A 21,390-nucleotide genomic window follows, 5' to 3' on the forward strand; every position below is an offset into this window, starting at 1 on the left:
CCACCGACAACCGCCACGAACCGGGTCGATGACAGACTGGCGGGATGTCTGATCCCGTGATCTACACGCGGCTGCTGCTTGACGTGGACCGCGGTGCCCACCCCGCCCCCACGTCGTGGCATGATGCCCCCGTGGGTTGGCAATTATGGGACGGACAGGCTCGGTTCCGTCGTTCGCTGGAACAGGTTGCCAACGATGTGCTCGATGCCGCCGGGGTGGACATCGACCCCAGGGCCTTCGTCGTGGCACTCCCCCTCAACGCCGAGGACGACGTGCTCGTGGAGCCGCAACGCGGCCATTTCGACCGCGCCATCCTCCGGCAGGCCAGCACACTGGCCACCCGACGCTTCAACAGGCTCCTGCGGGAGAACGACCTCGACGACGACAGCGAGGCGCACCTCGCCGCCCTCGAATCACGCACCCGCCGCCGCGCCGTGGCCGACAAACTCGACTCCGCAGCCCGGGCCACCGGGCGGGTGCACTTCGTGGGGGTCGGCGTGAAGATCCTGGAGCACATGGTGTTCCCCGTCCTCGCCCTGCAGGCAGACCCGTGGCGTGAACTGCCCCAGCTCGCGGATGACGCAGCCGATGCGTTCCTCACCGCGCGGTCCTTCCAGGAGGCCGTCGTCACCATGGTGCTGGACGTGGCGTCACGTGAACTCGACCGCCAGTCGCCAGGGCTCGTGGTGCGCGCGGACACCGAGGCGGTCCTGCGCGCCGCGGCGGATTCCTTCGTGTCCGCGGTGGTGGCACGGACCGGCCAGGACCACGCGTTCGGCGCCATGCAGGCCTTCGACGCGGTGGCCGCCACCCGCTACGAGGGCCGCGCCGGCAAGGGCACCCTCGTCCTCGTGCCGGCAGACGACGAGACGGTCACCCGCATCATCACGCTGGAGCACCCGGTACCCATCGGCCGGACCAGGGGGCTGCGCAAGATCCTTGAACTGTCCGGCCCCGGGCTGCACCTGCTCTGCGACGGCCGGGAGGTCTACGGGCTGGGCACCGTCGAGACCACAGAGCGCGACCACACGTTCGAGGTGCGCATCTCCGGCGACGGCTCCTGGGAACTCTGGGACAACGACGTGCCGTTCCTGCGCGTCGACAACGGCATTCCCGCCATGCCGCGCGATTTGTTGGACGAGGACGAGTTCGCGATCACCGTCGAGCGTGTCTTCCCCAACGTCTCCGCCCGCAACGCGCGGTTCCTCTGGCACGTGGCGGTCGCGTGTTCGCAGCAGGCCCACGGCACCATGCTGGTGGTGCACCCCGAGGCGGACAGGGAGGCGGCGCGTCTGCTCCCGCAGGCTTACGCCATCACACCCACCCGCCTGTCGGAGCGTGCGCTGGAGGCGGCCACCAGCATCGATGGCGCCGTGCTGGTGTCGCCGGATGGGCGTTGTCACGCCGTCGGTGTCATCCTCGACGGCCTCGCCACCGGCACCGGGGACCCGGCGCGGGGGGCGCGGTTCAGCTCCGCCATCCGTTACCTCGCCGGCGCGGGCAAGGGGTCCATGGTGATCATCGTCTCCGAGGACGGCCGCATCGACCTGCTGCCCAAATCCAAGCGCCGGATGCGCAGGGCGACGGTGCAACGCGCCGTGGACCGGCTCATCGCCGCCTCCGCCGAAGGCGAGGATCCCGAGGCGTTCACGCGGGCGGACCGCGCCGTCGAGAACATCGAGTTCTACCTCAGCCAGGAGCAGTGCGACGCGGTGAACGAGGCGCGCGAAGTGGTGGAGTCGCGGGAATGGGGCGAGGCCCGGGTGCGACGCCAGTACATCCCGATCGCGCCGGACCCGGCGATGGACGACTCGTACTTCGTCGACCGGGTGTCCTCCGACGACAGCGAGTAGTGGACCTGCTCCCAGGGGTGCCTACACTGTGCGGGTGAGGAAATGGACGGTCGGCGCGCTCGGAGCTGCCGTCGTCCTCGCCGGATGCACGCCGTTGTCGCCAGGCCTGGGGCCCACCTCCGCATCCCCGCCCAGCTCGTTGTCGCCGTCGGTCACGGGCGCCGAACCGAGCTCCTCCCCCGTTCCCGAGCCTGAACTCCCCCAGCGGTTCCCCATCGACGGCCCGCTGGTGGACAACGCGGACCTCGTCGTCGACGCACTGCATGCGGTGGCCGCCGGCCTGCCCGTGCTGAAACTGGACATCACCCGGGACCAGGCCACCCTGACCGCGCTGCGCCCGGACCGCTCGGTGGTCAGTTACCGCTGGACCGAGGACGAGATCACTGCGGTTGATTCCGACATCCAGTACCTCGAACAGGCGACGTTCGACCCGGCGGATTTCCCCCTGCAGTCGGTGGCGCGCATGTTCGACATCGCCGACCTCCGCGGGGTGCGGGGCGAACTCGTCCTGCAGATCGTGGAGTACCGCGAGGGGCAGGTGCTGATGACCATCACCTCGCGCCCCGAATCGACGACGGTGTTCTTCAGGGCCGACGGCACCGCCGTCGCCCAACTGGGTTACACGAGCGTCGCGGATCTGACCGCCGGCCTGGGTGAGGTCGTCGGCGACGCAACCGAGGCCTTCGCCGTCGGCTTCAACGACACGCGCGGCTACTGGGCCGACCTGCCGGATGAGCCGGGCGTCATCCTGAACAGGAGCCGGTTGGCGGGGCTGCCCGTCTTCGAGACGCGGCGCGGGGAGACGCCCGCTGTGGGCACGTTCGACCCGCAGCAGATCGACCCGGCCACGTTGGCGAAGGTGATCGCCCAGTTCCAGACCGACCCGGCCCAGCAGTGCGACGTTCAGATCGACCGCAGCACCGAGCGCAGCGGCGCCGTCGTCCGGGTGGGCTGCGGCGGCGAGGTCCACTACACGGACCTCGAGGGCCGCGACATGACCAGGCTGATCGAGGGCTGAGGCCACCCGACCGACGTTACTCGCCGAGGTCGTCGGTGCTGAAGGTGTCGCAGGTTGCCGGGTCTCCGCTCTCGAAACCCTTGGCCACCCAGTACTGGCGCATCTTCGACGAGCCGTGCGTCCAGCTCTCCGGGACCACCCGGCCGCCCTGCTGCTGCTGGATGTGGTCGTCACCGACGGCCCGGGCGGCGTCGACGATGCGGTTCAGGTCGTCCTGGGTCACGGCCTCGATCGGCGACTCCGGGTCCTGCGTCGTGTTCTTGAAGAAGACGCCGGCGTAGCAGTCTGCCTGCAGTTCCAGCCGCACCGCACCCGAACGCGGGCCGGTGTCGTTGCCGCCGGCGCGGGCCTTCTCCATGTCGCCTGTGAGGTTCGAGATGTGGTGCCCGTACTCGTGGCCGACGATGTACAACTCAGCGGCGTCGCTGCGGGTGGTGCCCAACTGCTCGAGCAGGCTGCCCATGAACTCGTCGTCGATATAGATGGCCTTGTCGCCGGGGCAGTAGAAAGGCCCCATCTGCGACGAGCCGGTGCCGCACGCCGTGGCGATCTGGCCGCTGTAGAGGTTGAGTGCCGAGATGGGCTCGAAGCCTGATTCGAACGCGCTGGACCAGTGCCGCTCCAACGCGACGTCGTAGGCGTCCCAGCGGCAGTCGCGGTCCTGTTCGATGTCTGCCGCGGTGCGGCATTGGCTCTGTTCCTGGCCCTCACCCTGCGGCGCGACCCCGCCGCCACCGCCGAGGACATCGCCGATGTTCCCGCCGAAGAGCAGAGTCAGCACCAGGAGGACGAGGCCGCCGATGCCGCCCACCGCGATGGGCCCACCGCGGCGTCCGCCGCCCACGCCGCCGCCGCGCCTCCGCACACGGGAGCCACTGATGTCGGTGCCAGAGCGATAATCCATGACCAGCCTCCGTCGGAACCGCTTCCCGGCCGCCCCGGAAATGCGTAGCCAAAACAATAACCCCATTCCAGCTCAGCGGGGCTGCGGCGGCAAAGGCCGGCGAATGGGCGGCCTACTAGACTGTCGCAATGCGCGTCATCGGTGTCACCAGTCCCCTGCGGGCGCCCGTGGCCGACTTCCCGGTGGAGCACGGCGCACATCCCCGCGTGACGATGTTCGATCACGGCTATGTACCCCTGCGGCCGCTCGCCGCCGCCATCCAGGACGGCGACATCGTCTTCACCTGGCTGGTCCGTGAGGTGCACGAGTCGGACCACCGCCCGGTTGAGCGGCACACCGTCTACGTCAACTCGCCGTCGGAGACCCCTGCGCGGTACCAGCGCATCGGTGCCTATGCGCTCGTGCTGTCGGAGCGCGGCATCCTCGGCACGGTGAATTCCCCGGCCACCCCCGCGCCGGGTACGTGGTCGCTCCCTGGGGGCGGCGTCGACCCGGGAGAGTCGCCGTCGGAGGCCGTGCTACGCGAGGTCTTCGAGGAGACCGGCCAGGAGATCGTCATCGACCGGGTCCTGACGCTCGAATCCGAGCACTGGGTGGGCCGCTCCATGAGCGGGCGGCTCGAGGACTTCCACGCCCTGAGGGTCGTCTACGGGGCGACATGCAAAGCACCCAGCGAGCCGGTCGTCCACGACATCGGTGGATCGACCATGAAGGCCGGCTGGGTGCCTACGCGCGCGTGGCGCTCGTTGCACTGGACGAACAGCTCGCGGACGCTACTGAGTCAGTACGCCCGCAAGCTGTCCTCCGTCAGTCCCTGAAGTAGCTCATGATGCGCAGGAGCTCGACGTACAGCCACACCATGGTGACCGTGATGCCGAGAGCCGCGCGCCACGATTCCTGAGCGGGCGCCTGGGCAGCGATACCGCGTTCGACGGAGTCGAAGTCCGTCACGAGGTTCAGCACGGCCAGCACGACGGCCAGGATGGAGATCCCGATCGCCAGCCAGCCGGCGCCGGAACCGATGCCGCGGATGGCGGTGTCGACGCCGAACAGCGCGAGGCCGAAGTTGACGAGCAGGACGCCCAGCAGGGCGACCGTGCCGATGGAGACCATCTTGCGGAACTTCGGGGTGACGCGGATGTTGAAGAACTTGTACGCCGCCAGAGTGGCGGCCGCGGTGACGAAGGTGGCCAGCACGGCCTGCACCACGATGCCCGGATACAGGTACTCGAAGAACTTCGAGAACGCACCCACGAAGATGCCCTCGACCGCGGCGTAGAACAGCACACCGCCGACGGGGAGCTTGCGGCGGCCGGCCACGAACAGGATGGTGACCAGGCCCACGATGCCCGAACCGATGACGGCGGGCAGCATCAGGCTCATGGGCAGCAGGATGAACGTCGCGACGGCGACGATGGCCACGGTGCCGAGCGTGATGGCGGTCTTGGCGAGCACGTCGTCCAGCGTCATCACGCCGCCGACGCGCGGATCTGTCTGCTGTGGCTGGTGGAACTGGTTCTGCTCGAACTGCTGCTGCGGGGGCAGGTAGCCCTGCCACTGGCCCTGGGGTTGGCTCTGCGGCTGCGCATATCCCTGGGGCTGTCCGTAGCCGGTGTAGCCGCGCTGCTGCGTGCCCTGATTCTTCGTGAACGAGTCGGGCCTGCCGATGATCGGGTTAGCCATGTGATTCTCTTTCTTGTCGTGGTCCCCTACGGGATCGTCGCTCTCCATGGTACGTGGTCTCCCCACCCGCCCCGTGGGTTTCCACGCCGGACGCCCAGGTGCGCCCGATACCTGCCACGATCGGATCATGAGCACCCCGCAGAAGGCGACCCTCACGTTCCTCGGCGGGGCCGGCACCGTAACCGGCTCCAAGTACCTCATCACCCTCGACGACCGGCGCATCCTGGTCGACGCGGGCATGTTCCAGGGCGACAAGCAGTGGCGGTTGAAGAACCGCGACGAGTTCCCCGTCGACCCCTCCACCATCTCCGACGTGCTGCTCACGCACGCCCACACCGACCATGCCGCGTACCTGCCCGCTCTGGTCAAGCACGGTTTCCGCGGACCGATCTGGGCCACCGAGGCCACCATCCGCCTGGCCGAGATCGTGCTGCGTGATTCCGGCAAACTCCAGGAACAGTCGGTCACCGACGCGGTGCGCGGCGGCTGGTCCAAACACGAGAACCCCGAAGCGATCTACACGACTGAGGACGTGGAGAGGACCCTCCCGCTGTTCCGGCCGGTGGAGTTCGACACGAACGTCGACATCGACGGCATCTGGGCGCGCTGGACCCGGGCCGGGCACATCCTCGGTTCCGCGTCGATCCACGTGGAGTTCGGCAACCGCTCGGTGCTGTTCTCCGGCGACCTCGGCCGCCACGACCACCCCATCCTCAAGGACCGCGCCACTCCCCCCGGCGCCGACATCGTGCTGGTCGAATCCACCTACGGCGACCGTGAGCACCCCGAACCCGACGTCGCGCACGAAGACTTCGCCGCCGCCATCCGCCGCACCATCGAGCGGGGCGGCCAGGTGGTGGTGCCGGCCTTCGCGATCGACCGGACGGAGACGGTGCTGCACGCGCTGGTGCAGATGCGCCGCGAGGGCCGCATCCCCGAGGTACCGGTCGTCGTCGACGGCCCCATGTCGTTGCGCGCACTCGCTGTCTACAGCGACACGTCGCTGGACGAACTGCGCGAGGACGTGACGGTCGCCGATTTCACCGACCTTGACCTCACCGCCGCGCGAGGCTCACGCGACTCGAAGGAACTCAACAAGCGCACCGACCCGATGATCATCATCTCCAGCTCGGGCATGGCCGAGGGCGGCCGGGTGCTCTACCACCTGCAGCGCCTGCTGCCGGACGCCCGCAACACCGTCGTGCTCACGGGCTTCCAGGCCGAGGGCACCCGCGGTCGCGCGCTGGAGGACGGCGCCCGCCAGGTGAAGATCAACGGAAGGTACGTGCGGGTGAACGCCGAGATCGTGCGCGACCGCGAGTTCTCCGTGCACGGCGACGCCTCGGACCTGCTCGACTGGCTGAAGGCCCTGGACAAGGAACCGGAAGAGGTGTTCGTCACGCACGGTGAGCCCCAGGTGGCGGCACTGTTCGCGGACCGGATCTCCGACGAGCTGGGGTGGGTCGCCGTGGCGCCGAAGTTCGGCGAGGTCGTCACGCTCCTGGGAGACGAAACCGACGACTAGTGCCCCCGACGGGACTCGAACCCGTACTGAAGCGGGTTTAAGCCGCCTGCCTCTGCCAATTGGGCTACGAGGGCCACGCCAAAGTCTAGCGACGATGAGCGAAAGACCCACGGCCCCCGACGGAGACCTGCCCGCCCGATAGACTGGGGGTTCGCACAAGGGGAGGGGCCCGCTTTGACCGCGTTTCTGATCATCGGAGGCGTCGGTATCGCATTGGTCCTGCTTTCCCTGCTCGTCGGTGACGTGATCGACGGCCTGTTCGACCTCGACGTCCTCGGCGGCGACCTCTTCTCCGTCTCCTCCATCTCGGCCTTCATCGGTGCGTTCGGATTCGGCGGTGCGCTGGGCCTGGCCCTCATCGACACCATGGTGTTCGCCGTCGTCACCGGCCTGGTGATCGGCGCGCTGGCCGCCTGGGGCGCCATGCGGCTGACCCGTGCGCTAAAGAGCGGCGAGGATGCGGCCAGCTTCCGGTCTGATTCGATGATCGGCTATTCAGGCCGCGTCATCACGGCCATCCCCCAGGGCGGGTACGGCGAGATCCACATCAGCGTGGGCGGGCAGGTGCGCAAGATCGCCGCCAAGTCCGAGTTCCCCGTCGCGGCCGGCGATGAAGTGTGGGTCTCGGCCATCCTCTCCCCCACCGCCGTGGAAGTCACGCCCACCTCCGCCCCCGGCGAACTCACTCCCTAGCCTGCAGCCAAGACCGAACGAAAGGCATCCATGCCCGGCTTAAGTCCCGTAGTCACCGCAATCCTCGGCCTCATCATCCTTCTCGTGCTGATCGGCCTGCTGATCGCCAGCAGGTACAAGGTGGCCAAGCCGAACGAGGCCTTCATCATCACCGGCCGCAAGGGCAGGGAGGTCCGCAATCCGGAGACCGGCCTCGTGTCGACGGACCTGAGCGGCCAGAAGGTCGTCATGGGCGGTGGCGTGTTCGTCGTCCCGTTCATCCAGCGCCTGCACACGCTCGACCTGTCGTCGCGCCGCATCATGATCACCATCCGCAACGCCGTCTCCGGTCAGGGCATCAAGCTCAACGTCGACGGTGTCGCGATCGTCAAGGTGGGCGGCAACGAGGATTCGATCCGGGCCTCCGCACAGCGCTTCCTCGGCCAGCAGGACGAGATCGAGACCTTCACCCAGGAGACCCTCGCGGGCTCGCTCCGTTCGATCGTCGGCTCGCTGACCGTGGAGCAGATCATCCGTGACCGCGCCGCGTTCGCGCAGCGGGTCACCGATGAGTCCGAGTCGTCGCTGACCGGCCAGGGTCTCGTGCTCGACACCTTCCAGATCCAGGACATCTCCGACGACGGCAGCTACCTGTCAGACCTCGGACGCCCGGAGTCGGCCAAGCTCGGCCGCCTCGCCGCCGTCGCGGAAGCCGAAGCCCGACGCGAAGCGGAGCAGGCGCAGATCGCCGCTGAGCAGGAGATCGCCATCTCCCAGCGGGCACTCGTGCTGAAGAAGGCCGAGATCCAGTCGGAGACCGACGCCGCCAGGGCCACCGCCGCGTCCGCCGGACCCCTCGCCCAGGCAGACCGCGACCAGGCCGTTCTCCGCGAGCAGGAGAAGGTCGCCGTCGCGCAGGCCGCGCTGAAGGAACGCCAACTGGACACCGAGGTGCGCCGCCCGGCAGATGCCGAGCGGTACCGCGTCGAGACCGCGGCCGAGGCACAGCGCAACGCCGCCATCTTCCAGGCCGAGGCCCAGAAGGCCGCGGCCATCGCGCAGGCTGAGGCCGAGGCGGAGCGCCAGCGCCTCACCGGTGTCGGCGAGAAGTCCCGCCGAGTGGCCGAGGCCGACGCCGTCCGCGCTGAAGGCGAGGCGAAGGCCGCCGCGGTGCTGGCCGTCGGCCAGGCTGAGGCCGAGGCGATGAACAAGCGTGCCGAGGCGTTCGCGCACTACAACGAGGCCGCCGTCCTGCAGATGCTGATCGAGGTGCTGCCCCAGATGGCCGAGAAGGTGGCCGCCCCGCTGGGCAACATCGACAAGCTCACCGTCGTGTCCACCGACGGCGCCTCGGTGCTGCCCCGCCAGGTCACGGAGAACGTCATGCAGACCATGCAGATGGTCAAGGACACCACCGGCTACGACCTGACGGCCGTGCTCGACCGGATGGCCGGCAAGAACGGCGCGCTCCAGGGCACCACCACCCCGGCGGAGTAACCCCCAACGCAAGAGAGCCGGTGTGCGGATCCTTCCGCACACCGGCTCTCTCCATGCCGTCAGCCGAGCAGCGACTCGACGATCGCCGCGGCAGGAGCAGCGTGCACACCGTCGGTGTTCATCCCGCACCACAGGGGCGTGAAGTCCGTGCGGCCCTGCGCCTCTGCTGCTGCGCGCAGCGGGGCGAGTGGCCCGGCCGCCAACGGGAACGGGGGAACGGACTCAGGGAATGCGCCCAATTCCAGCACCAGCCGGTTGGGGATCCCGCGCGCCGGCCGGCCGGTCAGCGCCGTGGTGACGACGGTGTCGTGCGGACGCAGGACCGCATCGCGGTGCATAGGCGACGTGGTGGATTCGTCGGCCAGCAGGAACGCGGTCCCCACCTGGACGGACACCGCGCCGGCTGCGAGCGCCGCCTGCACGTCGGCGGCCGTCGTATGCCGCCGGCCGCGATCACCGGGCAGGTGACCGAACCCCGAACCGCGCGCACCAGATCCAGCGTTGGCTGCTGCAGCGACAGGTCATCCGACAGGAAGTTGCCCCGGTGCCCGCCTGCCTCGATGCCCTGGGCGATCACCGCGTCCGCCCCGTGTTCCACGAGCCAGCGGGCCTCCTCGACGGTGGTCGCGGTGCTCATGACCACCGCACCCCACGCCTTCACCCGGCGCAACAGGCCCTCCTCGGGCAGGCCGAAGTGGAAACTCACGATGGGCGGCGCGAACGGCTCGATGGCGCCGCAGATGTGCGCGTCGAACGGGCGGCGGGGAGCGCCGCCGCCGGTCTCGGCCACCCCGTACTCCTCACGGTACGGGGCGAGCGCCGCGAGCCAGGCGTCCTCCCGGACCGGATCCGGCTGGGGCGCGTGGTGGGCGAAGAAGTTGACGCTGTAGGGCACGTCGGCGCCAGCCAGTACGCTCAGTTCGGCGGTCAGCGCGTCGTCGCTCAGCATGGCTGCGGGCAGGGAGCCCAGCGCACCGGTGCGTCCGACCGCCAAGGCCAGGGCACTCCCCTGCACACCCGCCATGGGCGCCTGCACGATGGGGAGGGTGGGCAGCATCACTGCTCCAACAGGCCCAGCGCGATGCCGTCGAGGATGTCGGTCTCGCTCACCAACACGCTCCCGCCGGGGACGCGGCTGGAGATTTCGTCGAGGATCAGTCCGCCCGCGCCGATCACCGCTGCGCGCAGCGGGTGCATGCAGGGTTCCTCGGCCGTCACTGCGGCCGGCTGAGTGAGCCAGTGGTTGAGGGTGGCTTCGATGTCGCCCCGGGCCAGGACCGTTTCGTGCACCGCCTCGCGGTGGTAGGTCTCCAGCCCGAGCTTCGCCGCCGCGAAGCTGGTCACCGTACCGGCGACACCCACGGCCGCCGCGAGCGACCCGAAATCCACGCCTGCGCCGCCGAGTTGCTCCCCGATGAACGTCCGCGCCGCCCGGATCTCCTGCTCCGACGGCGGGTCGCCGGGCAGGAATCGCTCCTTCACGCGCACCGCGCCGATGTTGAGGCTGATGGCGGACAGGATCGCCGGCCCCTCCCCCACCACGATCAGTTCCGTCGAGCCGCCGCCGATGTCGAACACCAACGACGGGGTCGGCACAGTCACGCCGCTGAGGACGCCCAACGTGGAGAGCTGCGCCTCCTCGGAGCCGGAGATGACGTCCACCTCCACGCCCAGTCTGTCGCGCACGTTCGCCTCGAACACCGCACGGTTGCTCACGTCACGCGCGGCGGAGGTGGCCACGAAACGGACGCGGTCAGCCCCGGCGCCGGTGATGATCGCGGCGAACTCCTCGAAGATCCGGTTGGCGCGCTGGAGCGCATCGGGGTGGAACTCCCCCGTGGCGTCGACGCCCTGGCCGAGCCTCGCGAGCCGAACCTCGCGGGCGAGTTCGGTGAGCGCGCCGTCGGCTCCCCTCCGGAGGATCAGCAGCCGGATGGAGTTGGTGCCGCAGTCCACCGCGGCGACGGTCGTCATTCGCCCTCCAGGCAGGGGGCGCACCAGAAGTCGCCGAGCGCCGCCACTGCCTCGTCGCCGAGCGGGTTGACGCCCGGGCCCTTGGCCAACGAGTGCCCGACGAGCACGTGTAGGCACTTCACGCGGGTGGGCATGCCGCCGGCGCTGATTCCCTCGATCTCCTCGACGTGACCCAGCGCCTCCCGGTCTGCGAGGTAGGACTCATGCGCTCGCCGGTAGGCGGCGGCGAGTTCCTCGTCGGCCGCCAGCCGCTCAGTCATCTCCGCCATCAGCCCGGAGGCCTCGAGAGTGGAGGTGGCCGACGTGGCCCGTGGGCAGGTGAGGTAGTAGGTGGTGGGGAACGGCGTGCCGTTGGGCAGCCGCGGTTCCGTCTTGACGACGCCCGGCTTGCCGCAGGGGCAGCGCCACGCCACCTCGGCGACGCCGCGGGGCTCGCGTCCGAGTTGCGCCTCGACGACGGCGAGGTCTTCCTGCGTCGGCCCGCTCATGCCTACTCCTCCTCCGCCGGGGTGTCCGTGAGCTTCACGGACGTCCACATCTTCTCGTACCACTCACCCTGCAATTCGGGTTCCTGCTCCGTCATGGTGGCCCCTTCGAGTGGGTTGCCGTCGGCGTCGATGACGCGATAGCCCACCTCGCCGGGCATCACCCAGCCCAGCCGGACCCGCGCGATGGAGCGAACGTACTCGGGATCTTCCCAGCGCTCCAACTGGTCCTCCATGTCGGCGATCCTGTCGCGCTCCGCGGCGATCTCCGCCCGGACGGCGGCCAGTTCCTGCGCCTGCGCGAAGTAGACGCGCAGCGAATGGGCGAGCACCAGGCCGATCCCGGCGATGACGACGAGGAGGACGGCGAGCCGCCAGGTGGCGGTCATGGCCCGGCTGGCGCGCGGTTGCGCTGCGGGCCGTGCGCTCATCGCCCTCGACACCTCCTGCTCAGGAAGCGGCTCGACGTGCGGTTTGCGGCTCCGTTCACCCGGGCGCGCCGACGTGCGTGACCGCGGGGTGCCGCGGCCGGGGCCGGGATTGGCCTGCCTGGATCGGGGTGATTGAGCCACCCGCCCAGTCTGCCGTATGTCCTTGCGGGCGCCGGAATCGACTCGCGTGTGCCCCTAAAGACAAGGGGCCCCGGAGTAGCAGCGCTACTCCGGGGACCCCGGTGTCACTTCAGGTGATCAGCCCTGGAAGCGGGGGAACGCCGAGCGACCGGCGTACACAGCAGCCTCGTCGAGGTCTTCCTCGATGCGCAGCAGCTGGTTGTACTTGGCGACGCGGTCCGTACGGGCCGGGGCGCCGGACTTGATCTGGCCACAGCCCAGCGCGACGGCGAGGTCTGCGATGGTGGTGTCCTCGGTCTCACCGGAACGGTGCGACATCATGGTGCGGAAGCCGTTGCGGTGGGCCAGGTCCACAGCGTCGATGGTCTCCGACAGCGAGCCGATCTGGTTGACCTTCACCAGCAGCGCGTTGGCGGTGTCGGTGTCGATGCCGCGCTGGAGGCGGGTGACGTTGGTGACGAACAGGTCGTCGCCGACGAGCTGGACCTTGCTGCCCAGACGCTCGGTCATGAGCTTCCAGCCGTCCCAGTCCTCTTCGTTCAGCGGATCCTCGATGGAGACCATCGGGTAGGCGTCGACGAGTTCGGCGTAGTAGTCGACCATCTGCTCGGCGGTCTTCTTCTCACCCTCGAAGACGTACGAACCGTCCTCGAAGAACTCCGAGGCGGCCACGTCGAGCGCGAGCGCGATGTCGGAACCGGGCTCGAAGCCGGCCTTGCGGATGGCGTCGACGATCAGGTCGAGCGCGGCGCGGTTGGAATCGAGGTTGGGCGCGAAGCCACCCTCGTCGCCGAGGCCGGTGTTGAGCCCGCGCTCCTTGAGGACAGCCTTGAGCGAGTGGTAGACGGCGGCGCCCATTTCGACGGCCTCCGCGAACGACTCGGCGCCGATCGGGGCGATCATGAACTCCTGGATGTCGACGTTGGAGTCTGCGTGCGACCCACCGTTGAGGATGTTCATCATGGGAACGGGGAGGATGTGGGCGTTGGGGCCACCGACGTACTTGTACAGCGGCAGGCCGGATTCCTCAGCGGCGGCGTGCGCCACGGCGAGGGAGACGCCGAGGATGGCGTTGGCACCCAGCTTGGCCTTGTTGTCCGTGCCGTCGAGCTCCAGCATCGCCATGTCGACGATGCGCTGCTCCGTGGCGTCGAGGCCGAGGATCTCCTCGCCGATGACCTCGGTGGCGTTCTTCACGGCCGTGAGGACGCCCTTGCCGCCGTAGCGGCCCTTGTCGCCGTCGCGAAGCTCAACGGCTTCGAAGGCGCCGGTGGAGGCACCCGACGGGACAGCGGCGCGACCCTGCGCGCCCGACTCGAGCTCGACCTCGACCTCGATCGTCGGGTTGCCGCGGGAGTCGAGAATCTCGCGTGCCTGGATGAATTCGATGGATGCCATTTAAGGTCCCTTTCAAAGAGTCGTCTCTCGGGCCCAAGCCTAGCTGTAACCGGTGCGGTCTCCCGCGCCGGGGCAGCCGGGATTCAGGCCCTATTGATGGGTGGTGGGTTCAGTGGCCCGGATCTGGGCTTCGAGGCTGCGGAGCGCCTGCCGGGCAGCGGCGTCCGCGTCGATCCCGTTGGCCTGGGCCCGCGCGATGAGCGCGAGGATCTCCCGCCCTACGGTGGCCTCGTCGATGGGTTCGGAAGGCAGTTCGATATCCACTGCGTGCGAACGTGTCCGCGAGACCACTTTGTGGGCCCGGCCGATCACGCTCAACGATTCGGCGATACCGTCGAGGGCGGAGGTGCGGCCCTTCTCGGCACGCTTGCGTTCCTCCCAGTTCTGCCACATGTCCTGCGGGATCTCCGCATCGCCGAACACGTGGGGGTGGCGGCTGATGAGCTTGTCCGAGATGCCCCGGGCCACGTCGTCGAGCGTGAAGCGGCCCTCGTCCGTGGCGATCTGGGCGTGGAAGTACACCTGCAGGAGGAGGTCGCCGAGCTCCTCGACCAGTTCGGTGTCTGACCCGGCCTCAACCGCGTCCACCACCTCACAGGCCTCTTCGATGAGGTGGTTGAGCAGCGAGCGGTGGGTCTGTTCGGCGTCCCACGGGCATTTCACCCGTAGTTCCGCCATCACCTGGCGCAGTCGCTCCAGCTCTGAGGTCACTGGGGCGCGACGACCGGTTCCGACAGCGAGCCCGAAGTGTTGAGCAGCTGCTGCGTCCAGGGCTCCCACTTGCCGTAGCGGGGGTTGAGCTGCACGTCGAGGTTGTTGGCGGCCTCCTCGATGAACTGCGGCTCGAGCTGGCCGAGCATGGTGGTCTTGACGTTGGCGAGGGCCAGGGGCTTGCAGTCCTCCACCGAGAAGAGCTGCTCCGAACCCTGCGCGCTCTGCGCACCTGCGGCGCGGAGGTCCTCCTCGGAGATCTCAGCACCGAAGGAGTCGAACAGGCCGCCCAGCAGCAGCGTGCCGACGACACCCTGGCGACGCAGCTGGTCCGGCGCCACCTGCAGCGCCTCGGCGCAACCGTCGACGATCTGGGTGACTTCGCTCTCCGTGTACCGGTTGCCGTCCACGACCAGCGCGGTGCCGGCGGTGGGGCTGCAACCAGCCAGGAGACCGACGGCGGCGACAGCGGCGACGGCGGGCGCGAGACGCGTGAACTTCATCTGGGTCCTCTCGAACTACGGGGGTGCACAGGCACCTCGCTCAGCGTACCGCAGGCCCACCCGCGGTCCAGAAGCCGACCGGCCCTCCACCTGCCCCGGGGCTCAGGCGAACAGTTGGGTCAACAACGTGGTGACCCAGGTGAGGTGGTCGCCCTCCGGTTTCGGCACGAGGATCTGCTCGTTGGACTGCTTGATCACCGAACCCGGGTACAGGCGGTTGAGTCGCAGCTGCTTCGATTCGGGCAGCGACAACGGCGACAGCCGGATCACCTTGCCCTGCGGCACGATCTCCTGGATCCCGTGCTCCCGAGCGAGGTTGCGCAGCGCCGCCACCCCGAGCAACTGCTCGACGGGGGCCGGCAACTCGCCGTAGCGGTCGAGCAGTTCGGCGCGCACGGCGTCGATGTCTGCCGCCGTGCGGATCTCGGCGATCTGCTTGTACATCTCCAGCCGCAGCCGCTCCGAGGTGATGTAGTCGTCCGGGAGGTGCGCGTCGACGGGGATCTCCACCCGCATCGTCGGCTCCGGCTCCGTGTCGACGCCGCGCCAGTTGGCCACGGCCTCGCCGACCATGCGCAGGTACATGTCGAACCCGACGCCTTCGATGTGGCCGGACTGGTCCTCGCCCAGGAGGTTGCCGGCGCCGCGGAGTTCGAGGTCGCGCATGGCGATGGCCATGCCGGAGCCCAACTCGGTGTTGGCGGCCATGGTGGCGAGCCGTTCGTGGGAGGCCTCCGTGAGCGTCTTGTCCGCCGGGTAGAGGAAGTAGGCGTACCCGCGTTCCCGGGACCGGCCGACGCGTCCTCGCAGCTGGTGCAACTGCGACAGGCCCATCTTGTCGGCGCTGTCGATGATGAGGGTGTTGGCGCTCTGGATGTTCAGGCCAGATTCGACGATGGTGGTGCAGACCAGCACATCCGCGCGCCGCTCCCAGAAGTCCTGCATCACCGCTTCGAGCCGGTGCTCGTTCATCTGACCGTGCGCCGTCGCGATCCGCGCCTCGGGCACCAGCTCCCGCAGATGCGCAGCGGTCTTCTCGATGGTGCCGACGCGGTTGTGCACGAAGAACACCTGACCCTCGCGGGCCAGCTCGCGGCGGATGGCAGCCTTGACCTGCCCGTCGTCGTAGGGGCCGGCGAACGTGAGCACCGGGTGGCGCTCCTCCGGCGGGGTGGCGATGACGCTCATCTCGCGGATGCCGGTGATGGCGATCTCGAGCGTGCGCGGGATGGGCGTGGCCGACATGGACAACACGTCGACGTTGACCCGCATGGACTTCAGACGTTCCTTGTGTTCAACGCCGAAGCGCTGCTCCTCGTCGATCACCACCAGGCCGAGGTCCTTGAACTCGATCTCCTTGCTGAGGAGCCGGTGCGTGCCGATCACCACGTCGATGCGGCCGGAGGCAAGGCCGTCGACGACCTTCTTGGCCTCAGCGTCGGTCTGGAAACGCGACAACTGTGCCAGCTGCACAGGAAAGCCCGCGAAGCGCGACGCGAACGTCTGGTAGTGCTGGGTCACGAGCAGCGTGGTGGGCACCAGCACCGCCACCTGCTTGCCGTCCTGGACGGCCTTGAACGCGGCACGCACGGCGATCTCCGTCTTGCCGAAGCCGACGTCGCCGCAGATGAGGCGGTCCATGGGCACGAGCTGCTCCATGTCGTGCTTCACCTCGGTGATGGCGGAGAGCTGGTCGTGGGTCTCGACGTAGCTGAAGGCATCCTCCAACTCGCGCTGCCAGACGGTGTCGGGACCGAACGCGTGGCCCTTGGTGGCCTGGCGGGCGGCGTAGAGCTTGATGAGCTCGGCGGAGATCTCCCGCACCGCCTTGCGGGCCTTGGCCTTGCGCTTGGTCCAATCGGCCCCGCCCATCTTGTCGAGCGTGGGGGCCTCAGCGCCGACGTAGCGGCTCAGCTGGTCGAGCTGGTCCATCGGCACGAACAACCGGTCTCCGGGATGGCCGCGCTTGCTGGCGGCGTATTCGATGACGAGGTAGTCGCGGGTGTTGCCCTGCACTGTGCGCTGCACCAGCTCGACGAACCGGCCGACGCCGTGCTGCTCGTGCACGACGGGGTCGCCGGCCTTGAGCTCGAGCGGCTGGATGGTGGGCTTGCGGCGCTGGGGCAGCTTGCGTTGGGTCCTGTCCAGCTCGACCTGACCGGTCAGTTCGCCGGCGGTGATGACCTCCAGCTTCGGCCCTTCGGCGCGCCAGCCATGACGCTGCGGCGAGAGCACGACGGTGACCCGGCTGGCCGCCGGAGCCTCAGCCAGGTCGTCGATCGAGGCGGCGATCCCCGCCTCGCCGAGCAGCTCCACGAGGCGGGTGGCCAGACCCTGGCCCTCCACTGTGAGCACGACCTTCCAGCCGTCGGCAAGGCGCGTCCTGATGTGGGCGACGGCGGCGTCGGTGTCGCCGCGGAAGCCCTCGCCGGCGGTGATGTCGAGCGAACGGGAGTGCACCGAGGCGGCTTCGGGGACGGCGGGGCCGTCCTCGTCGACGCCGGGGGCGGCCATGAAGGGCGACAGCGACCACCAGCGGTGGCCGGATTCCAGCGCATGCTGGCGGACGTCGCCCAGGGCCCAGTAGGCCGAGGCGCCGAGGTCGATGGGCGAACTGCCACCGCCTGCGGCGGCCGCCCAGGAGGCTTCGAGGAATTCCTGGCTGGTGGCCACGAGCTCGGCGGCGCGGGTGCGGATCAGCTCCGGCGACGCGGCGAGGATCAGCGAACCCTTCGGCAGCACGTCGACGAGCAGTTCCAGGCCTTCGACGAGCACCGGGATGAGCGCCTCCATGCCCTCCACCGCCTGGCCTTCGCCGACGCGGGTGAGCATGTCGGCCAGTTCGGGGTGGGCGGCGGCAAGCCTCTTCGCCCGTGTGCGCACCGCCGTCGTCAGGAGCAGTTCGCGGCAGGGTGGGGCGACGACGACCGTGGCGGTGTCTCCGGTGGAGCGCTGGTCCGCGACGGTGAAGAAGCGGATCTCGTCGACCTCGTCGCCGAAGAAGTCGACACGCACCGGGTGGTCCGCGGTGGGCGGGAAGATGTCGACGATGCCGCCGCGCACGGCGAACTCGCCGCGTCGCTCCACCATGTCCACGCGGTTGTAGGCCGCGCCGGCGAGGTCCGCCAGCAGCGTGCCCAGTTCGTAGGTCTCCCCCACCGCGATCCGCACCGGCGCCATGCCCGCCAGGCCCTTGACCTGCGGCTGCAGGACGGAACGGACGGGGGCCACGACCACCTTGGGCGCGGGTTCCTCGGCGTGACCGGCCAGGCGACGGAGTACGGCGAGACGACGGCCGACGGTGTCGGCGCGGGGCGACAGCCGCTCGTGCGGCAGCGTCTCCCAGGCCGGGTAGTACTCGACGGCGTCCTCACCCAGGTGGCCTGCGAGCTCGCTGGTGAGCTGCTCCGCCTCGCGATAGGTGGACGTGATGAGCAGCACCGTGCGGCCGCTCTCCTCCGCGATGGCGGAGGTCAGGAACGGGAAGAACGATCCGACGGTGGTGACGTCGAGCGTGGTCACTCCGGAGCGTCGGGCGTCGGCGAGCGTGTACTGGAATCCCTCGGATGCCTCGAGAGCCTGAAGGAGGCCTGGATACTTCACGGTGTCAATCCTTCCACGCCACCCGGCCCCGGCCGACGACGGTAGGCCTGCGTTACGAGTTGAACTTGTTCTGGGTGACGACGAGGCCCTCGCGCACGAGCGACTCCACGACGTCGGCGGCCACCGCCGCATCGACCCGCATCTCGTCGAGTTCCTTCGGCTTCAGCTTGGCCAGCACGTAATCCGCGGCGGACTGGCGGCCGGGCGGACGCCCGATCCCCACCCGCACCCGGTAGAAGTCGCCGGTGCCGAGGTGCTGACGCATCGACTTGAGGCCGTTGTGGCCGTTGTCGCCGCCGCCCAGCTTCACGCGCAGACGGCCGGCGTCCAGGTCGAGCTCGTCGTGGATCGCGATGATGTGACCCGGCTCGATCTTGTGGAACGTGGCGATGGACCTGACGGCCACGCCGGACAGGTTCATGAACGTGGTGGGACGGACCAGGACCAGCTTCACCGGTTCCTGACCGCGCAGGGTCACGGTCGCGATCTCGGCCTTCTGGCGCGAGTTCAACGAAAAGGAGGAGCCGTAGCGGTCTGCGAGATCCGCTACGGCCCAGAACCCGACGTTGTGCCGGGTGATCTCGTAGGCCGGGCCCGGGTTCCCGAGCCCGACCACGAGATAGGTGGAACTGGTCACTCCGCGGAGTCGTCGCCCTCAGCGGCCTCTTCGCCGGCGGTCTCTTCAGACTCGGACTCGACGGTGGGCGCGTTGACGGACAGGACGAGCGCATCGGGGTCTCCCGTCGCCTCGACGCCCTCAGGCAGCTTGACGTCGGAGACCAGGATCTGGTCGCCGATGACGAGGCCGTCGAGTGACACGTGGAGCTCCGTGGGGATGTCGGTGGCCGGCGCGAGGACGGTCAGCGTGGTGAGGTCCTGGTTGATCAGCGTGCCGCGCTCGGCGTCGCCGACGAGGACCAGCAGCACCTCGACCTCGACCTTCTCGCCGGCCTTCACCAGCAGGAGGTCGATGTGGTCGATCAGGGGACGGATCGGGTCGCGCTGGATCTGCTTGACGAGCGCGAGCGAGGGCTTCTTGTCGCCGTCGATCGAGATCTCGAGCAGTGCGTTGGAGGTACGCAGCGCGAGGTAGGTCTCCTGCGCGGGCAGCGCCAGGTGGACGGGATCCATGCCGTGGCCGTAGAGGACGGCGGGGGTGCCACCCTCGCGGCGGAGCCGACGGGCAGCGCCCTTGCCGAACTCGGTGCGGGTGGTGGCGGACAGTTGGGCGTCAGCAGCCATGGGGTGAACTCCTCAAGCTCTCAGATGAATGGTGCGCATGCAGGCGCCGAGCGAGAAGCGAGCTAGTCGATGACGGACCCGTGTGAGTCCCTCGCCAGGCAACCCGGCAAGCTTACCCCACGCTTGGAGACCTCAAGAAATCCGCCATCCTGCGCTTGTTGTGGACCGCTTAACGAGATCGCGGTGCGCGAGAGCGACCCCGACAGCGCGATGTGCTCGTACAACCAGATCAACGGCGTCTGGGCCTGCGAACACCCGATCATGAACGAGGATCTCAAGGACCGCATCGGGTTCAAGGGCTACGTCATGAGCGACTTCGGCGCCGTCCACTCCACCGCTGACGCGCTCAACGCCGGCCTGGACCAGGAACTCAACCGCCCGATCTGGTTCACCCCAGAACGCCTCGACGCGGCGCTGGCTGCCGGTGACATCGACCAGGAGGCCATCGACGCGGCCGCCTTCCGGGTGGTGCGGGCCTACCTCAACGTCGGCCTGTTCGACAACCCCGTACCCCAGCCGCCCATCACAGGCGTCTCCACGGCCGAGCACAAGGCCGTGGCACGGGAACTGGCCGAGCAGAGCACGGTGCTGCTCAGGAATCAGGGCGCCACGCTGCCCCTCGATGGTGCGCCGACCGTCGCCATCATCGGCCCCACGGCGTCGATGACCGCCACCGGCACAGTCAGCGCCAAGACCGCCTGCGCGGCCAACGGCTTCCGCGGCAACGCGGTGCTGAACTGTGACGCACTCGTCGACCCACTGACCGCGATCACCGAGCGCGTGACCGCCGACGGCGGCACTGTCGTGTTCGACAACGGTGCCGACCTCACCCAGGCGGCCGAAGCAGCAGCCTCAGCCGACGTCGCCGTCGTCTTCGGGCACCTCGGCATGGGCGAGTTCGCCGACATCACCGACCTCAACCTGGACCATGGCGGCGACGCCCTCATCCAGGCGGTGGCCGGCGCAGCCGACCGCACGGTCGTGGTGCTGAACTCGGGAACCGCAGTGGTCATGCCGTGGCTCGAGGACGTCGACGCGGTGCTGCAGGCCTGGTACGGCGGCGAGCAGTTCGGGCCCGCTCTGGCCGGCATCCTGTTCGGCGACGTGAACCCCTCAGGCAAGCTCCCGATGAGCTTCCCCAGGTCGCTGGCCGACATCCCCACCTCGACGCCCGAGCAGTACCCCGGCATCTTCGCCGACGGAACGACGGAGCGCACCGTGACCGGCGAGATCCGACAGGTCAACTACACCGAGGGGCTCAAAGTGGGCTACCGCTGGTATGAATCCGAGGGCATCGATCCGCTCTTCGCATTCGGGCACGGCCTCTCCTACACGTCGTTCGAGTACTCGAAGGTGAACGTGACACCGAAGAACAGCGATGGCTCCAAGGCCCTCCGTGTGAGCTTCCGGTTGACCAACACCGGCGACGTGGCGGGAACCGAGGTGGCTCAGGTCTACGTCGAACTGCCTTCGGCGGCCGACCTACCGTCCAAGCGGCTGGTGGGCTGGGAGCGGGTCACCCTGCAGCCCGGCGAGCACCGCAACGTGACCGTGGAGCTCACACCCGAGCAACTGCGCGAGCGCCACCTGCTCGATGTGTGGGACACCGCCACAGGCGGGTGGGTCACGCCGAAGGGCACGGTTTCGTTCGTCGTCGGTGGGGCTTCGGACTCGGTGTCGGCGGCAGCGTCGCTGACTCTGCGCTGACCGTTTCTGAATCGTTATAAAGAAAGTCTACGAGAGCGGTGGA

At 68.8% G+C, this 21,390-nt stretch carries 18 protein-coding genes, 1 tRNA gene and 1 pseudogene; 7 read left to right on the top strand and 13 right to left on the bottom strand.

Annotation, left to right across the window (positions count from 1 at the left end; translation table 11 throughout):
- The first annotated feature begins 44 nt into the window (after positions 1-44).
- Positions 45-1,853: a DNA integrity scanning protein DisA nucleotide-binding domain protein gene (locus C3E87_RS04680; protein WP_198928202.1), complete on the top strand. Its 1,809-nt coding sequence runs from the start codon at positions 45-47 to the stop codon at positions 1,851-1,853.
- Between the two features lie 34 nt (positions 1,854-1,887).
- Entirely contained in the window at positions 1,888-2,871 is a 984-nt protein-coding gene (locus tag C3E87_RS04685; RefSeq protein WP_076059956.1) for a hypothetical protein, read from the top strand.
- Between the two features lie 16 nt (positions 2,872-2,887).
- Here C3E87_RS04685 and C3E87_RS04690 read toward each other — a convergent pair whose 3' ends face one another.
- The gene (locus C3E87_RS04690) at positions 2,888-3,775 is read right to left on the bottom strand and encodes a neutral zinc metallopeptidase (protein WP_076059958.1); all 888 of its coding nucleotides are present in this window, start codon (positions 3,773-3,775) and stop codon (positions 2,888-2,890) included.
- A 128-nt stretch (positions 3,776-3,903) separates the two neighbouring features.
- Here C3E87_RS04690 and C3E87_RS04695 point away from each other — a divergent pair, with 128 nt between their 5' ends.
- Positions 3,904-4,593, top strand: a complete 690-nt coding sequence (locus C3E87_RS04695; RefSeq protein WP_076059961.1) for an NUDIX hydrolase — start codon at positions 3,904-3,906, stop codon at positions 4,591-4,593.
- Here the strand turns inward: C3E87_RS04695 and C3E87_RS04700 are convergent.
- A complete protein-coding gene (locus tag C3E87_RS04700) occupies positions 4,583-5,458 on the bottom strand; it encodes a Bax inhibitor-1/YccA family protein (RefSeq protein WP_076059963.1) in 876 nt (291 codons plus the stop codon). The two genes, C3E87_RS04695 and C3E87_RS04700, sit on opposite strands and share 11 nt — an antisense overlap.
- A 127-nt stretch (positions 5,459-5,585) precedes the next feature.
- On the opposite strand from C3E87_RS04700, the gene C3E87_RS04705 reads away from it, so the two are divergent.
- Entirely contained in the window at positions 5,586-6,983 is a 1,398-nt protein-coding gene (locus C3E87_RS04705) for an MBL fold metallo-hydrolase RNA specificity domain-containing protein (protein WP_076059966.1), read from the top strand.
- Here C3E87_RS04705 and C3E87_RS04710 read toward each other — a convergent pair.
- Positions 6,984-7,057: transfer RNA gene (locus C3E87_RS04710), tRNA-Leu, on the bottom strand.
- Positions 7,058-7,157: 100 nt separating this feature from the next.
- On the opposite strand from C3E87_RS04710, the gene C3E87_RS04715 reads away from it, so the two are divergent.
- Together C3E87_RS04715 and C3E87_RS04720 are read left to right on the top strand one after the other, a co-directional pair.
- Positions 7,158-7,676 carry a hypothetical protein gene (locus C3E87_RS04715; RefSeq protein ID WP_076059968.1) on the top strand — a complete coding sequence of 173 codons (519 nt, stop codon included), beginning with the start codon at positions 7,158-7,160 and terminating at the stop codon, positions 7,674-7,676.
- A gap of 30 nt (positions 7,677-7,706) precedes the next feature.
- Positions 7,707-9,152, top strand: coding sequence for a flotillin family protein (locus C3E87_RS04720; protein ID WP_076059971.1), 1,446 nt, complete (start codon positions 7,707-7,709; stop codon positions 9,150-9,152).
- Positions 9,153-9,211: 59 nt separating this feature from the next.
- On the opposite strand, the pseudogene C3E87_RS04725 reads toward C3E87_RS04720, so the two are convergent.
- The 10 genes and pseudogenes from C3E87_RS04725 to C3E87_RS04770 form a co-directional block, all read right to left on the bottom strand.
- Positions 9,212-10,209: pseudogene (locus tag C3E87_RS04725) on the bottom strand (NAD(P)H-dependent flavin oxidoreductase).
- Positions 10,209-11,126 (bottom strand): Ppx/GppA phosphatase family protein, encoded by a 918-nt coding sequence (locus tag C3E87_RS04730; RefSeq protein ID WP_076059973.1) that lies wholly within the window; start codon positions 11,124-11,126, stop codon positions 10,209-10,211. The pseudogene C3E87_RS04725 and the gene C3E87_RS04730 overlap by 1 nt, the downstream one beginning before the upstream one ends.
- Entirely contained in the window at positions 11,123-11,614 is a 492-nt protein-coding gene (locus tag C3E87_RS04735; protein WP_076059976.1) for a DUF501 domain-containing protein, read from the bottom strand. The genes C3E87_RS04730 and C3E87_RS04735 overlap by 4 nt, the downstream gene beginning before the upstream one ends.
- Before the next feature lie 2 nt (positions 11,615-11,616).
- The gene (locus tag C3E87_RS04740) at positions 11,617-12,042 is read right to left on the bottom strand and encodes a septum formation initiator family protein (RefSeq protein ID WP_076059978.1); all 426 of its coding nucleotides are present in this window, start codon (positions 12,040-12,042) and stop codon (positions 11,617-11,619) included.
- Between the two features lie 258 nt (positions 12,043-12,300).
- On the bottom strand, positions 12,301-13,581 hold the full coding sequence (eno, locus tag C3E87_RS04745; RefSeq protein WP_076059980.1) for a phosphopyruvate hydratase: 1,281 nt from the start codon (positions 13,579-13,581) through the stop codon (positions 12,301-12,303).
- A 90-nt stretch (positions 13,582-13,671) separates the two neighbouring features.
- A complete protein-coding gene (locus C3E87_RS04750) occupies positions 13,672-14,259 on the bottom strand; it encodes a MazG family protein (protein ID WP_076060194.1) in 588 nt (195 codons plus the stop codon).
- A gap of 29 nt (positions 14,260-14,288) precedes the next feature.
- On the bottom strand, positions 14,289-14,795 hold the full coding sequence (locus C3E87_RS04755) for a hypothetical protein (RefSeq protein ID WP_076059982.1): 507 nt from the start codon (positions 14,793-14,795) through the stop codon (positions 14,289-14,291).
- A 102-nt stretch (positions 14,796-14,897) separates the two neighbouring features.
- Positions 14,898-18,398 carry a transcription-repair coupling factor gene (mfd, locus tag C3E87_RS04760; protein WP_076059984.1) on the bottom strand — a complete coding sequence of 1,167 codons (3,501 nt, stop codon included), beginning with the start codon at positions 18,396-18,398 and terminating at the stop codon, positions 14,898-14,900.
- A gap of 52 nt (positions 18,399-18,450) precedes the next feature.
- Positions 18,451-19,035: an aminoacyl-tRNA hydrolase gene (pth, locus tag C3E87_RS04765; protein ID WP_076059987.1), complete on the bottom strand. Its 585-nt coding sequence runs from the start codon at positions 19,033-19,035 to the stop codon at positions 18,451-18,453.
- Positions 19,032-19,640 carry a 50S ribosomal protein L25/general stress protein Ctc gene (locus C3E87_RS04770; protein WP_076059989.1) on the bottom strand — a complete coding sequence of 203 codons (609 nt, stop codon included), beginning with the start codon at positions 19,638-19,640 and terminating at the stop codon, positions 19,032-19,034. The genes pth and C3E87_RS04770 overlap by 4 nt, the downstream gene beginning before the upstream one ends.
- A 183-nt stretch (positions 19,641-19,823) precedes the next feature.
- On the opposite strand from C3E87_RS04770, the gene C3E87_RS04775 reads away from it, so the two are divergent.
- Positions 19,824-21,347 carry a glycoside hydrolase family 3 C-terminal domain-containing protein gene (locus tag C3E87_RS04775; protein WP_198928205.1) on the top strand — a complete coding sequence of 508 codons (1,524 nt, stop codon included), beginning with the start codon at positions 19,824-19,826 and terminating at the stop codon, positions 21,345-21,347.
- Positions 21,348-21,390 lie beyond the last annotated feature (43 nt).

Origin of the sequence: Tessaracoccus sp. ZS01 (assembly GCF_022342445.1) — a bacterium.
Lineage (GTDB): Bacteria > Actinomycetota > Actinomycetes > Propionibacteriales > Propionibacteriaceae > Arachnia.

Excerpts from the sequence above, each read along its gene's own strand:
- C3E87_RS04750 (WP_076060194.1), bottom strand. The coding sequence starts at position 14,259 with ATGGCGGAACTACGGGTGAAATGCCCGTGGGACGCCGAACAGACCCAC.
- C3E87_RS04720 (WP_076059971.1), top strand. The coding sequence starts at position 7,707 with ATGCCCGGCTTAAGTCCCGTAGTCACCGCAATCCTCGGCCTCATCATC.
- C3E87_RS04700 (WP_076059963.1), bottom strand. The coding sequence starts at position 5,458 with ATGGCTAACCCGATCATCGGCAGGCCCGACTCGTTCACGAAGAATCAG.
- C3E87_RS04730 (WP_076059973.1), bottom strand. The coding sequence starts at position 11,126 with ATGACGACCGTCGCCGCGGTGGACTGCGGCACCAACTCCATCCGGCTG.
- C3E87_RS04695 (WP_076059961.1), top strand. The coding sequence starts at position 3,904 with ATGCGCGTCATCGGTGTCACCAGTCCCCTGCGGGCGCCCGTGGCCGAC.
- C3E87_RS04680 (WP_198928202.1), top strand. The coding sequence starts at position 45 with ATGTCTGATCCCGTGATCTACACGCGGCTGCTGCTTGACGTGGACCGC.
- C3E87_RS04740 (WP_076059978.1), bottom strand. The coding sequence starts at position 12,042 with ATGAGCGCACGGCCCGCAGCGCAACCGCGCGCCAGCCGGGCCATGACC.
- C3E87_RS04705 (WP_076059966.1), top strand. The coding sequence starts at position 5,586 with ATGAGCACCCCGCAGAAGGCGACCCTCACGTTCCTCGGCGGGGCCGGC.
- C3E87_RS04770 (WP_076059989.1), bottom strand. The coding sequence starts at position 19,640 with ATGGCTGCTGACGCCCAACTGTCCGCCACCACCCGCACCGAGTTCGGC.
- C3E87_RS04690 (WP_076059958.1), bottom strand. The coding sequence starts at position 3,775 with ATGGATTATCGCTCTGGCACCGACATCAGTGGCTCCCGTGTGCGGAGG.
- eno (WP_076059980.1), bottom strand. The coding sequence starts at position 13,581 with ATGGCATCCATCGAATTCATCCAGGCACGCGAGATTCTCGACTCCCGC.
- C3E87_RS04735 (WP_076059976.1), bottom strand. The coding sequence starts at position 11,614 with ATGAGCGGGCCGACGCAGGAAGACCTCGCCGTCGTCGAGGCGCAACTC.
- C3E87_RS04755 (WP_076059982.1), bottom strand. The coding sequence starts at position 14,795 with ATGAAGTTCACGCGTCTCGCGCCCGCCGTCGCCGCTGTCGCCGCCGTC.